Genomic DNA, 13,180 nt, shown 5'->3' on the forward strand with positions numbered 1-13,180 from the left:
CGAGATTTTCAACGGGTCGGCGTTCCGAACCTGTTTACACTGATGTGTGGCGGGCAAGCGCTTTATGCTGGTCCGGGGCTATGAAGGGTCTTGTAAACAATCAATATATATTATATGAAATTATATAATGACTGTTTGGAGCCGTGTTATGAACCTTGTTAACGTCAACGACCTGGTGACTGTGTCGGATCAACCAGACCCAACTGCCTTCGTTTCCCTTGTCGAACAGGGGTTTGCCGCCGTCATTAACGCCAGGCCGGATGGTGAAGAGGCAGGCCAACCGGGCAATGCCTCGGAATCCGCCGCTGCGCGATCGGCCGGCCTTGGCTATGCGTTCGTGCCGGTCACGGGTCGGACCATCACCGAGGCCGATATCCGCGCCTTCCAGAAAGCGATAACCGATGCGAAAGGGCCAGTCCTGGCCCATTGCAAGAGCGGGACACGGGCGCTCACGCTCTACGCGCTTGGTGAGGTGCTCGATGGGCGGATGAAGAGCGAGGATATCGAACTTTTCGGCAAAGGCCACGGCTTTGACCTGTCCGGCGCGGCAGGCTGGCTTAAGCGGCAGGCCGGGAAAGCGCCGCGCGTCAGGGGTTTCTACGATGCACGCACCGGCAGCATCCAGTATGTCGTCACCGATCCGGCGACGAGAGCCTGCGCCATTATCGATCCCGTGCTCGACTTCGACGAGAAGTCCGGCACGACCGCGACCGTTCATGCCGATGCGATCCTGGACTATGTGCGGGCCGAGGGGCTTACGGTCGAATGGATTCTCGACACCCACCCCCATGCCGACCACTTCTCGGCTGCACACTATCTGAAGCAGAAGACCGAAGCGCCAACCGCGATCGGCTCCCGCGTGGTCGACGTGCAGAAGCTCTGGAAGGGCATCTACAACTGGCCGGAGTTGGCCACGGACGGCTCGCAATGGGACAGGCTTTTCGCCGATGGCGACACATTCAGTGTCGGTAGCCTTGAAGGCCGCGTGATGTTCTCGCCCGGCCACACACTCGCCTCCGTCACCTATGTCATCGGCGACGCCGCCTTCATCCACGATACGATCTTTATGCCAGATTCGGGTACGGCACGCGCGGATTTCCCAGGCGGCAGCGCCAAGGCTCTTTGGAACTCGATCCAGCGGATTCTGGCGCTTCCCGACGAAACGCGGCTTTTCACCGGCCACGATTACCAGCCGGGCGGGCGAAATGCGAAGTGGGAAAGCACGGTGGGCGAACAGAAGCGCGACAACGCGCATTTGTCTGGCATGACGGAGGACCGATTCGTCGCGCTTCGCGAAGCACGAGACCGGACGTTGCCGATGCCGAAGCTGATCCTCCATGCGCTTCAGGTGAATATTCGCGGCGGTCGGTTGCCGGAACCGGAGGATAACGGTCGGCGCTACCTCAAATTTCCGCTTGACGCGCTGGAGGGGGCCGCATGGTGACGGGAATCGAAAGATCGGCGCCCGCCGCTTTGGCGCCTGAGGAGATGGCAGGCCGGGCAGGCGAGGTCGCGAAACTTTTGAAGACGCTGGCGCATCCCGTGCGGCTGATGCTCGCCTGCGCGCTCGCCGAAGGCGAATATTCGGTTAGCGCGCTGGAGGAGAAACTTGGCATCCATCAGCCGACACTCTCCCAGCAACTCGGCGTGCTGCGTGAGGCGGGCATCGTCGAAACACGCCGGGAGGCCAAGCAGATCTTCTATCGTCTGACGGAAGAGAAGGCGGCGCAACTCATCCAAGCGCTCTACGCTATTTTCTGCGGACCGGAGGGGCGGAGATGACGCCTTATCTACCCTCACTTTTCGGCGGGATGCTCCTCGGTGCCTCCGCCGTTCTGCTGCTCGTTGTCAACGGTCGGATCGCCGGCATCAGTGGGATCGTCGGCCGTCTCCTCGGCGGATATCAGGTTCCAGCCAACATCGCGTTCGTCGTCGGTCTCATGGCCGGCCCGCTCCTTTACGCCGCAACCTATGATCGTTACCCCGCAGTGACGATCGCGGCCCCTTGGTACCTTGTGCTTGCCTCCGGGCTGCTTGTCGGCATCGGCACCCGCATGGGCTCAGGTTGCACCTCCGGTCATGGGATTCTCGGCCTCGCTCGTTTCTCGAAGCGCTCCTTCGCGGCGACCGCGACCTTCCTGGCCGCGGGAATCATCACGGCGACCACCATGGGGATACTGAGATGACAGGTCTATCCTACGCGCGCCTCGCTGTTGCCTTCCTTTCGGGGATGATCTTTGGCTTCGGCCTGTCGCTCTCCGGAATGGTCGACCCCGCGCGCGTCCTCGGCTTCCTCAATTTGGCCAGTGGCCATTGGGATCCGAGCCTGATGTTCGTGCTCGGCGGTGCGGTACTCATCGCGGTACCGGGCGTCATGCTCCAGCGCCGCATGAAAAAGCCCGCCCTGGACACGCGGTTCCACCTGCCTGAAAAGTCCGCCGTCGATACGCGCCTCATCGTCGGCTCTGCGATCTTTGGCATCGGCTGGGGAAGTGCCGGCTTCTGCCCGGGGCCGGCTGTCTCCGCGCTTTCGATCGGGCTGCCGTCCGTCCCGCTGTTCGTTGTCGCCATGGCGGCGGGCATGATCCTCCATGATCGGCTCTTGACGAGGAAGCGGCTGTGACGACCGTTTCCATTCTCGCAGCAATCGGCTCGGCCGGCTTCACCGCTCTTTGAGATCAGGCAAGGACGTCGCGCCGCTTTCTTCCGACCGACTGGACATCGATGAGGTCAGATCGGCATCCGACGCAGAAGGAACTTCTGAATCTTGCCGGTGGACGTCTTCGGTATCTCTGCAAACACGATGCGCGTGGGGCATTTGAAGCGGGCGATGATTGTTTTGCAGTGGTCTATCAGCTCCTGTTCGGTTGCTTGCTCGCCGGGCTTGAGCTCCACATAGGCAACCGGAGTTTCCCCCCATTTCTCGTGAGGCTTGGCCACAACAGCGGCTACCGCAACGGCCGGATGCTTGTAGAGAGCATCCTCGACCTCGATCGACGAGATGTTCTCGCCGCCGGAAATAATGATGTCCTTCGAGCGGTCCTTGATCTGGACATAGCCGTCCTCGTGCATCACGCCAAGATCGCCTGAGTGGAACCATCCACCGGCAAAGCACTCGTCATTCGCCGCCGGATTTTTGAGGTAGCCCTTCATCACCATGTTGCCGCGAAGCATGACTTCGCCAATGGTCGTTCCATCCGCCGGCACAGGGGTCATGGTTTCGGGATCGATGACATTCAGTTCGGAGAGGGCGATATAGGCAACTCCCTGCCGTGCTTTCTTGGCAGCCTGCTCGGCGCTGCTAAGGTTATCCCAGGCAGTGTTCCATTCATTGACCACGGCCGGACCATACGTTTCAGTCAGTCCGTAAAGGTGTGTCACTTCGAAGCCCGCATTGGCCATTGCTGCCAAAACTGCTTCCGGCGGCGGTGCCGCGGCCGTATTGAAAACGACCTTCTGGGAAAATGCGCGCCGATCGCTGTCCGGCGCGTTGACCAGCGAGGACATGACGATGGGTGCACCACACAGATGCGTAACGCCGTGATCGGCAATGGCATCGAATATCGGCTTGGCGCGCACCCATCGCAGGCAGATATGCGTGCCGGCCTGCACCGCGACCGTCCAAGTGAAGCACCAGCCATTGGCGTGAAACATCGGCAGTGTCCAGAGATAGACGGGATGCTTGCCCATGCCGGCGTGAATGACATTTCCGAGCGATGCAAGTGCGGCACCGCGGTGATGGTAGACTGCGCCTTTGGGATTTCCGGTGGTGCCGGATGTGTAATTCAGGGAAATGGCATCCCACTCGTCAACGGGCTCGGCCCATTCGAATGCCTCGTCACCACCAGCTCGAAACGCCTGATAATTCATGGTCCCTATTGGCGCACCCTTCTTGAACGGTGCGTCCGCAGGAAATTCGGCATCGTCGAAGCCGATCACCAGCGGGGTGACCGCGGCGTTCTCCAGCGCCTGCCGCATGACGTCGGAAAACTCGGTATCCACGATGACGACCCTGGATTCGGCATGGTCGAGCTGGAATGCGATCGAGTCCGCATCCAGCCTTGTGTTGATGGAGTGCAGCACGGCGCCGCCTGCCATCGGCACGCCGTAATGCGCTTCCAGCATCGGTGGCGTGTTGGACAGCATCACCGTCACCGTATCGCCTTTTCCAACGCCGTGACGTGATAGCGCGGAGGCGAGCTTCCGGCAATTCTTCCAGAATTGCGAGTAGCTTATTCGCTGGCTTCCGTGAATGACTGCCGTTCGCTCGGGAAATGTGCGGGCAGCCCGCTCCAGATAGGATATAGGCGTCATCGGGCTATGGTTTGCCTCGCGCCGACCCAGATTGTCGTCATATTTGTTCACTGTTGCGCTCCTCCCAGATTGCAATGAGACTAGACGGCCGCTGTACCCCTCATGATATTTTGTGATGGCGACCGTCGCCCCTCCACCCCCAATCATATGCAATATCTTCGCTTCGGGATGATATCTTCCGCAAGCATGTTACGATTGATTGTAGCGTCGATCTTAGTGATCACGCCCGAAGCCTTTTAAATCAAGGTTTTTCGTGAAAGATCGCCAAACGCTTCCGCTGCGGTCAATGCCATTCGAGGCCAGCGTCGAAAGCTCCGGCACGCTTTATCTGGGGGCTTCCGCAATCTCGCTCTAAGCGATGTCGATAGGTGCTGGCATTGCAGGCGCGGTCGGTGGCACCGTCCATTGCCGTAGGAGCGCTCCTGAGGCACCCTTGCTTGATCGCTCTCGATCCGTCGATCATCGATCCCTGCCTCATCCCGATGCGATCGGGATGAAGGCGACGGTGTCGGGTAAGGATAATCAGGCCGCCGCCATTGTCATCTCAGTGCGTGCTGCTGTTGCCGGCGGCCGGTTGGCTGTCGACGATCCAGCGGCGGTGCGGGCCGAGCGCCAGCAGGAGCACAACGGAGAGGAAGCAGCAGCCGGCGAGAATATAGAAGCCGATATCGCCATTGCCGGTCGCGGCATCGACATAGGCCTTGATCTGCGGCGAGGCGAAGCTGCCGAGATTGCCGAGCGAGACGATGAAGGCGATGCCGCTTGCGGCACCGACGCCACCGAGATAGCGGGTCGGCATGCTCCAGAACACCGGCTGCGATGAGGCGAGCCCCGGCACCGCGATGCAGGCGGCAATTACCATGACCCAGGGGTTCATGGTGAGCCCGATCATACCCAGTGCAATGGTCCCGACCGTCAGCATGGCGATGCAGACGATGCGGTGATTGTCGTGCCGGTCGGCATAAACAGTGAAGAAGCGCGTTGCGATCAGGGCGCAGAGCCACGGCAGACCCAGCAGCACGCCGACCCAGGTATTGACGCCGCCGCCCATGGCCTGCGCCAGCCGCGCCGGCAGGTAGAAGGTGATCGGGCCGACGCCCACCTGAATGAAGAGATAGATGCCGATGAAGGTTAGGACCCGCCAATCCCTAAGCACGCTGAAGACGGAATGCTTCACCTCGGAGAGCTTGCCGCGCTCTTCCGATTCGATAACGGTGACGAGCGCCTTTCTTTCCTCTGTGGTCAGCCATTTCGCTTCGCCGGGGCGGCTCGTCAGGAAGAACAGCGCCAGGATGCCGACGATCGTCGCCGACAGGCCTTCGACCGCAAACATCCATTGCCAGTTGGTAAGACCCAGCACGTCGTGATGGGTGAGAAGCCAGCCGGAAAGGGGCGCGCCGATCACCAGCGCCAGGGGCACGCCGAGATAGAAAAGACCGGTCGCCCGCGCCCGTTGCTTGGCAGGGAACCAGTAGGTCAGATAGAGCAACACGCCCGGATAGAAGCCGGCTTCGCAGACGCCGAGCAGGAAACGGACGATGTAGTAGCTCGTCGCCGTGTGGGCAAAGACCATGCAGGCCGAGACGATACCCCAGGTGATCATGATCCGACTGAGCCAGAGACGGGCGCCGACGCGCTGCATGATCAGGTTGCTCGGTACTTCGAAGGTGGCGTAGCCAAGATAGAGAATACCGGCCCCGAATGCATAGGCCGCATCCGAAAGACCAGTGTCGGCCTGGTAGGCCGTCTTGGCGAAGCCGACATTCGATCGATCGAGAAAATTAAGGATCAGCATCAAGCCCAGGAAGGGCAGAAGACGGATGGTCGCCTTGCGGACGGCGCTCTGCAGCGCCGGATTGTCGTCTGTCATGTCACTCCTCCCGGAACGCGGCGCCTCCTGCCCGAGACCGCTTTCCGTCCTCACACCGGACTTGACAGGTCCGGCACCTCCACATCGGCCCGCCATGGCGGTTTGCCAATTTGCATATACGCAGACTATATTCATCTGTGAAAAGGTCAATAGGAGTCGTTTCGCGTGATCGAAGCACCGGGGAAAGCCGTGAAACGAGGACGCAGCGCCGTTGCGATGCTCCCAAATCCACCAATGTTGCTTCTTGAGGGGGTGTGATTGACTGGTTTTGATCGTTCACATAGGGCTTGCGACGAGCGACCCGCATTCGCATGCGGGCAGGGTCAAAGTCCCGGAGCATACCATGCGTCCTGCCGGAATCGAACGCCCGCTGATGAAGGCGACGGTCGGCCGACTAGCCTATCAGCCACCAAAACAGCGTCCCGAATACACAAATGTACAACGCGATGCGGACGAGACCCTCGTTCACGTTGCCTTTTCCAACGATGAATGTGGAACAGTCTTCTTGCATAATTGTCCCGCCTTGCTTGACAACGCTCTAACGAAATTTCTGTCGTGGCGGTCGCGCCTCAGCCGGCGTCTAGTGCGGCGAAATGCGATAAGCGCAACGGCGAGCGCCGTGAAGAATGTGCTCCTCACGTTCTACCGTGCAGCCGTCGCCAAGGACATCGCGAAACACCGCCAGTTCCGATCTGCAGAAGCCCTGGCAGGTCGTTGCGGCCGCGCATATCGGACAGTGGTTCTCGATCAGGAGCCATGCGTCGCCTTCATTCGTCCGACGCCATTCGGCCATATAGCCTTCGGCGGATCGTTGCGCCGCAAGGGCTGCAATGCGCGCCTCGAGATCATCGACGCCTTCGAGGACGGCCGAATAGGTGGCTCGCGTCTCGCCTTCTCTTGCGGCAATCAATTGGTCAAGCGCGGCTTCACCGAGCGTGTTGCGAACCGCCTTGATCAGGCTGACGGCAAGCTCTCCATGCGTATCGGGAAAAAATCCGTGCCCGCGCTCCGTCAGCTCCCACTCCTGTTGCGGCCGGCCGACGCCCTTGGCTTGAGAACGAGCCTCGACGAGGCCATCCGCTGCCAGCTTGACAAGCTGCTGGCGCGCATTCTCCCCGGTTGTTCCAAGAGCAGTGCCAAGCGCCGCAGAGGTTTGCGAACCGCGCATCTTCAAAAGCGTGAGAATCCGCTCGGATGCGGGCCGCCCCTGGCGCTTCTCCGCTTCCGTGTCAGTCGAGCCAGCGAGGTAATATTCCAAAGCCATGCTTGGTATATAGTCGAGCCGCGAACAGCCATCAATCCCGATGGGCACCTCTAACTCGACTTTGGATGATGATTCAATTTCACCGCGCACAGATGCCTGACCGGATTGCCTCTCCATCAACTCGATATTCGAGCCGGAGCGATACCGTTATATGCGGAAAAATATAATGCTAGCGGTTAGGCCTCTTCCAGGAGAATCCCATACTCAGACTCCATCGCCCGATCCCCGTCGCGAAAATCGCTATTGCACTCGGCAGCATAGTGTTCTCGACGCCCGCCTGGGCTGACCGTGTGGTGACCGATCAGATCGGCCGTCAGGTGCATATTCCGGATGTCGTGAACCGCGTCATCATCCTGCAGCACCAGACCCTCAACATCGCCGTCCAGCTCGAACCGCTCTGCGGCATCGCGGTTCGTTCGGCGAAACTCGGCAGCGGCCGGTGGGAGGAAACCGCTTTCGCGCCGCTGTGCCGGCAAAGGGACAGGAAAGGAAGCTGTCGCGACAGGGGCAGGAGATATTGCGAGACGCCGGATTTGTTTCGATCGACTGATCCGAATAGCCTGCCTGTGCATCGAAATGCCCGCTGGTGGGATCAAGCCCTGACGATGTGGATCCCGTAACTCCTCACGCTCTCATCTCCCACGATGTCCCTCATATGCAAGGGCACGTCCGATTCCACCGACCAGCGGTCTTTTACAACAAGGTGCTCTGGAAGATGGTCGACGATGCCCGAGATGACCTTTTCGTAGTCTACAATGATCGCTTCGCGACCGATCAGGCGATCGATCAAACTGGCATCGCTCGCCACGTGGCCGTTTTCGCAAAACCAATAGGATATGAGGTCCAGCTCCGAATTCGACGGCAAATCGGGAGGCAGGGTCTGGTTGAGAAAGCTGAAATCGCCGGCGCAACCGGAATCCGTCAGCACCGTTTGCGCGATGTTCAAGTGTAAGGGCGATTGATCGACGAAGGTCAGGTGCAGCCTCGGGTTCGTAGCGAGAAATGCGAACGTCAATCCGAAGACGCCCGAGCCGCAGCCTAGGTCGCGCACGTTTTCGTATTTCACCGGTTCGATATTCGCGGAGAGCAAAGCTAGGCAGCATTTGAGAGCGTTTTTAATTCCATACGCTTTCGTAAAAGTCTCAGCCTGCGTCTCGTGGTCAAATATGAAAATTCTTGCTGCGCTTTCGACCTCTTCTCTGAGCGCCAAAGCCTCCTGATCGGCTTTGAAGATTCCCGACTTTGCCTGCAACGCCGCGGCCAATTCAGCCAGCTCGACCGGAAACGTCCCCTGTTGCATTTTCATCCATCATTTTGGTTAGGCTCACGCCGTCTGGTGAGCAGTGATAATGTCGATATATTGGCCCGCAGGGCGTTTTAGATATGAATTCTATTATGCAGATCGATAAATGAACTTCGCCGGATGTGAACGCATCCATTTCATTCTCATACAACGAGACGAGCGTGTTCTTCAATGTCGAGCAACTCGTCGTCGAGGTGGAGAAGAGAAGAAACATTGCGCGGCTTTTGTCGATGGATGTGCTTGACGGCGAGCGGTCGTCCGACATAACTGGATGCGACGGTTCCCCAAGGAAGACTCTACGGGGATTAATAGGGAACACGGTGAGGGCGACCCAAAGGGGACCTAGACCGTGGCTGCCCCCGCAACTGTAAGCGGATTGCCGGTCATCCCGGAGCGACCAGCTTGCTGGTCATCTCCCAGGGTCTTCGGACCATGCCACTGCGCGGAAACGGCGCGGGAAGGCAGATGATTGTCAGACATCCGCGAGCCAGGAGACCTGCCGTCAATCACGATCCAATCAGCCGGGCGGGGATGCCCGGAAAGGGACAGAGAATGATTGACCTGAGCCTTCGATATTACCCGGCACTCTTCGTTCTTGATTGGGATTTCCGCAACCGGCTGCGGTGTGCCTGAGCGCTGTTGCGCTGACGTCACTCAGTTTTTCATCCCTATCGAGATCTTTCATGCGCCATTTTCTGACGACCATTACATTTGCGCTCGGCCTTGCCGGCTTCGCAGCTCCCGGTTTTGCAGCGACCCAGTATCCCCTCACCATCAACAATTGCGGCCAGCAGGTCACCTTTAAAAAGGCTCCAGCTCGGATCCTGTCTATCGGTCAAGGCATGACCGAGATCCTGCTGTCGCTCGGCCTTGCCGACAAGATCGTCGGAACGGCCGTCTGGGTCGGGCCTGTTCTGCCACAATATGCGGAAGCCAACGGCAAGATCCCACGTCTTGCCGATAATGACCCGAGTTTCGAAGCGGTTGTCGGCAAGGAACCGGACCTCGTTGCCGCCGAATTCGAATGGCATGTCGGTCCGCAAGGTTCGGTCGGCAAGCGCGAGCAGTTCTCCGGGCTTGGCATCAACACCTACATCGCGCCGACCGACTGCGTTGCCAAGGTCAATGCCGACGGCGGTGACGGCGTGCGCAAGGAACTCTTCACGATGGACCTGATCTATCAGGAGATCGATGAACTCGCGCGGATTTTCGACGTCGGGGATCGCGGCGATGCGCTGATCGCTGACCTCAAGAAGCGTCAGGCGGAAGCAGTGGCTTCAATTGCCGGCGCACAGGCCAAGAACCTGCCGATCGTGTTCTGGTTCTCGAGCAAGGAAGTCAACGGCGATGCCTTCATCGCCGGCAAGAACAGTGCGCCGGCGTATATCCTCAAGACACTCGGCGCCAGGAACGTCGTGACGACGGAGGAGGAATGGCCGCTGGTTGGATGGGAGACGATCGCGCAGGCCAATCCGGCCGTGGTCGTCATCGCGACGATGGATCGCCGGCGCTACGCGGCCGACGATCCCAAGGTCAAGCTCGATTTCCTCGAGAAGGACCCGGTCACGAGCCAGCTCGATGCAGTCAAGAACAAGCACTTCGTGATGATGGACGCGCAGTCGATGAATCCCACCATCCGGACCATCGACGGCATCGAGACCCTGGCCAAGGGCATCAAGTCCTTCGGCCTGGCGCAATAAATGCGCGGGATCGCAAGACGGCAGAAGCGGTGGGCGCTATTGGCGCTCACCATCGCCGCAATCGTGCTTCTGGCGCTCATGATCAGCCTTGCCGTGTCGATCGGCGAGATTTCCATTCCGCTGGCCACCACAGCCAAGGCCGTTGCGAACCGGCTGCTGGGGACGGATTTCGAGTTGAGCCGTATCCATCAGGGTATCGTCTGGGACTACAGGCTCAGCCGGGCGCTTGTGGCCGCCAGCGCCGGCGCCTCATTGGCGCTGAGCGGCGTGATCCTGCAGGCCATGCTGCGCAATCCGCTCGCCGAACCCTATGTGCTCGGCATTTCAGCAGGCGCCTCGACCGGCGCGGTCTGCGTCATGATCCTCGGTCTCGGCTCGGGAATCCTGGGCCTTTCGGGCGGGGCCTTCCTCGGCGCGATCGCGGCCTTTCTCTTCGTCGGCCTCCTGGCTACGGGCGTCGGCGGCACAAGCGAGCGGATTATCCTGTGCGGCGTCGCCGGCTCGCAGCTCTTCAATGCACTCACCTCCTATATCGTCACCACATCGGCGAATGCCGAGCAGGCAAGGGGTGTCATGTTCTGGCTGCTCGGCTCGTTGAGCGGCGTGCGCTGGCCGGATGTCTATCTTTCGGGGCCGGTTGCCATTGTCGGCTTTGCAATCTGCATGGGACATGTCCGGGTTCTGGACGCCTTCGTCTTTGGCACCGATGCTGCGGCTTCGCTCGGCATTGCGGTGCGGCGTGCACAGATCGTCCTGCTTGGGACGACGGCGCTCATGACGGCTGCGGTCGTCAGCATCGTCGGCTCGATCGGCTTTGTCGGTCTCGTCATCCCGCATGCGGCCCGTTTTCTGGTCGGCCCCAGTCATGATCGGCTGCTGCCGGCGGCGGCGCTTGCCGGCGCGATCTTCATGGTCGGCGCCGATATCGTCTCGAGGATCATCATCCCTCAGCAGATCCTGCCGATCGGCGTGGTCACCGCCTTGTTCGGTGCCCCGGCCTTCGCAATCATTCTCTATCGCGCCCGGAGGACGGCATGAGCATCGCGGTCGACAAGGTAACCTTCGCGGCCGGCAACACGCTGATCGTCAACGGCATCAGCCTGACGGTGGAGAAGGGAAAGGTCCTCGGTCTGCTCGGACCGAACGGTTCCGGGAAGTCCAGCCTCCTGCGGCTGATCTGCCGCTTGAGAAAAGTACGCAGCGGCATCATCCGGCTCGGCGGCAACGATATCGCGGCCATCCCGCGCGGCGATATCGCCCGCCGGATCGCGCTGGTCGAGCAGCAGGCGACGACGGAGACGCAGGTGACCGTGATAGACGTGGTTCGCCTTGGTCGCACGCCGCATCGCGGCCCATTGTCGGCCTGGAGCGCTCGTGACGATGCGGTCGTCCTCGATGCGCTTGGGCGTGTGGGCATGCAGGGCAGGGCGGCGCAGTTCTGGCAGACCTTGTCGGGTGGCGAGCGTCAGCGCGTCCATATCGCCAGAGCCCTTGCGCAGACCCCCAGCGAACTGCTCCTGGACGAGCCGACGAACCATCTCGATATCCAGCATCAGCTCGATATTCTGGGACTGGTCTCGAAGCTCGACGTCACCTGCATCATTGCCCTGCACGATCTCAATCTGGCGGCCATGTTCTGTGACAGCCTGGCCGTGCTGCAGGAGGGCGAGGTGGTTGCGGCCGGAGCTCCCGAAGATGTTCTGACGGAGGAACTGATCGGCCGGGTCTTCGGCGTGCGCGCCCATGTCCAGAAATCTTTGGTCCACGGCCGCTGCAACATTCAATACATGACGGGTTGAATGTATTCGAACAGTCACGATACCGCGTGGTTCCACGCGAATGGAGTTCGGGCCAATGTTCGACTTTCGCAGTGTCGTCTTTGCACGCCGCCCATGTCGTTTTCACCGGCGCCGTGCGCGTGTAGAAGGATGCTGGCTGATGTGCATGGAGCGCATCCTTTGAGCTGCATTTGAACCGACCGTGACGGCTATCTCGAGCATGTCGTGTCGGAATCTCGTTTAGCCAATCGTCTTCAAGACAGACAAGCTATGGAGAACGGCGATGACGATTACTATTACCGCCTTTGAACGGTCGCCCGATCGCGGCAAGGGTCTGGCGCGTGACATGCGCGTTCGTTGGGCGCTCGAAGAAGTCGGTCAGCCTTACGACGTTCGTCTTCTTTCGTTCAAAGCGATGAAGGAACCCACACACCTCGCGCTTCATCCGTTCGGGCAGATTCCGACCTATGAAGAAGGCGATCTCGTCCTGTTCGAGTCGGGGGCGATCGTGCTCCATATCGCGGAGCACTATCAAGGCCTGCTGCCGGACGATGCCAAGGCCCGGGCGCGCGCCATCACATGGATGTTTGCCGCGCTTACCACGATGGAGGCGCCGATCGTCGATCGCGAAGTCGCCAAGCTCCTGGAGCGTGACGAGACCTGGTACGAGCAGCGCCTGCCCATGGTCGAGGAACGCATCCGCAAGCGGCTGAGCGAACTTTCCGGTCACCTCGGCGATGCCGACTGGCTCGACGGCAAGTTCAGCGCCGGTGACCTTCTGATGGTGTCGGTGCTGCTCAGGTTGAAAAGCTCGGGTCTACTGGACGAATATCGGAACCTCTCCGCCTATGTTGCTCGCGGTGAGGCGCGGCCCGCATACAAGCGTGCTTTCGAGGCTCAGTTGGCGGTTTTTACCGCCGTGTCGACCGGCTGACGAAGGTTCGCTCTGGG

At 60.1% G+C, this 13,180-nt stretch carries 13 protein-coding genes and 1 riboswitch; of the genes, 9 read left to right on the forward strand and 4 right to left on the reverse strand.

Annotated elements, in window-relative coordinates; genetic code table 11:
* Window positions 1-148: 148 nt before the first annotated feature.
* Genes blh through GA0061101_RS16750 form a run of 4 tightly spaced genes read left to right on the forward strand, consistent with a single transcriptional unit; the run spans window position 149 to window position 2,623 of the window.
* Window positions 149-1,444: a bifunctional sulfur transferase/dioxygenase Blh gene (gene blh / locus GA0061101_RS16735; protein WP_037191804.1), complete on the forward strand. Its 1,296-nt coding sequence runs from the start codon at window positions 149-151 to the stop codon at window positions 1,442-1,444.
* Window positions 1,438-1,782: a sulfite-sensing transcriptional repressor BigR gene (bigR, locus tag GA0061101_RS16740; protein ID WP_092574240.1), complete on the forward strand. Its 345-nt coding sequence runs from the start codon at window positions 1,438-1,440 to the stop codon at window positions 1,780-1,782. The genes blh and bigR overlap by 7 nt, the downstream gene beginning before the upstream one ends.
* Window positions 1,779-2,186, forward strand: a complete 408-nt coding sequence (locus GA0061101_RS16745; RefSeq protein ID WP_047561672.1) for a YeeE/YedE family protein — start codon at window positions 1,779-1,781, stop codon at window positions 2,184-2,186. The genes bigR and GA0061101_RS16745 overlap by 4 nt, the downstream gene beginning before the upstream one ends.
* Window positions 2,183-2,623: a YeeE/YedE family protein gene (locus GA0061101_RS16750; RefSeq protein ID WP_092574242.1), complete on the forward strand. Its 441-nt coding sequence runs from the start codon at window positions 2,183-2,185 to the stop codon at window positions 2,621-2,623. The genes GA0061101_RS16745 and GA0061101_RS16750 overlap by 4 nt, the downstream gene beginning before the upstream one ends.
* A 107-nt stretch (window positions 2,624-2,730) precedes the next feature.
* On the opposite strand, the gene GA0061101_RS16755 is transcribed toward GA0061101_RS16750, so the two are convergent.
* The 3 genes from GA0061101_RS16755 to GA0061101_RS16765 all read right to left on the reverse strand — a co-directional run bounded on the left by GA0061101_RS16755 (window position 2,731) and on the right by GA0061101_RS16765 (window position 7,352).
* Window positions 2,731-4,365 carry an acyl-CoA synthetase gene (locus GA0061101_RS16755; protein WP_280951430.1) on the reverse strand — a complete coding sequence of 545 codons (1,635 nt, stop codon included), beginning with the start codon at window positions 4,363-4,365 and terminating at the stop codon, window positions 2,731-2,733.
* Between the two features lie 493 nt (window positions 4,366-4,858).
* Window positions 4,859-6,184 carry an MFS transporter gene (locus GA0061101_RS16760; protein WP_037191794.1) on the reverse strand — a complete coding sequence of 442 codons (1,326 nt, stop codon included), beginning with the start codon at window positions 6,182-6,184 and terminating at the stop codon, window positions 4,859-4,861.
* Window positions 6,185-6,764: 580 nt separating this feature from the next.
* Window positions 6,765-7,352, reverse strand: coding sequence for a helix-turn-helix transcriptional regulator (locus GA0061101_RS16765; protein ID WP_037192058.1), 588 nt, complete (start codon window positions 7,350-7,352; stop codon window positions 6,765-6,767).
* A gap of 356 nt (window positions 7,353-7,708) precedes the next feature.
* Here GA0061101_RS16765 and GA0061101_RS16770 point away from each other — a divergent pair, with 356 nt between their 5' ends.
* Complete coding sequence (locus GA0061101_RS16770; RefSeq protein WP_092574244.1) at window positions 7,709-8,068, forward strand: hypothetical protein; 360 nt, start codon at window positions 7,709-7,711, stop codon at window positions 8,066-8,068.
* Here the strand turns inward: GA0061101_RS16770 and GA0061101_RS16775 are convergent.
* On the reverse strand, window positions 8,041-8,754 hold the full coding sequence (locus tag GA0061101_RS16775; protein ID WP_092574245.1) for a methyltransferase: 714 nt from the start codon (window positions 8,752-8,754) through the stop codon (window positions 8,041-8,043). The genes GA0061101_RS16770 and GA0061101_RS16775 overlap by 28 nt on opposite strands.
* Window positions 8,755-9,011: 257 nt before the next feature.
* Window positions 9,012-9,269, forward strand: a riboswitch (cobalamin riboswitch).
* A 165-nt stretch (window positions 9,270-9,434) separates the two neighbouring features.
* Here GA0061101_RS16775 and GA0061101_RS16780 point away from each other — a divergent pair.
* The 4 genes from GA0061101_RS16780 (at window position 9,435) to GA0061101_RS16795 (ending at window position 13,163) form a co-directional block, all read left to right on the forward strand.
* A complete protein-coding gene (locus GA0061101_RS16780) occupies window positions 9,435-10,451 on the forward strand; it encodes an ABC transporter substrate-binding protein (RefSeq protein WP_037191788.1) in 1,017 nt (338 codons plus the stop codon).
* Window positions 10,452-11,489 (forward strand): FecCD family ABC transporter permease, encoded by a 1,038-nt coding sequence (locus tag GA0061101_RS16785; protein WP_037191785.1) that lies wholly within the window; start codon window positions 10,452-10,454, stop codon window positions 11,487-11,489.
* Window positions 11,486-12,250, forward strand: a complete 765-nt coding sequence (locus tag GA0061101_RS16790) for an ABC transporter ATP-binding protein (protein WP_037191782.1) — start codon at window positions 11,486-11,488, stop codon at window positions 12,248-12,250. Before GA0061101_RS16785 ends, GA0061101_RS16790 begins: the two co-directional genes overlap by 4 nt.
* Before the next feature lie 262 nt (window positions 12,251-12,512).
* Complete coding sequence (locus GA0061101_RS16795; protein WP_037191780.1) at window positions 12,513-13,163, forward strand: glutathione S-transferase family protein; 651 nt, start codon at window positions 12,513-12,515, stop codon at window positions 13,161-13,163.
* Window positions 13,164-13,180 lie beyond the last annotated feature (17 nt).

The organism is Martinezella lusitana, assembly GCF_900094565.1.
GTDB classification, from domain to species: Bacteria; Pseudomonadota; Alphaproteobacteria; order Rhizobiales; family Rhizobiaceae; genus Rhizobium; species Rhizobium lusitanum.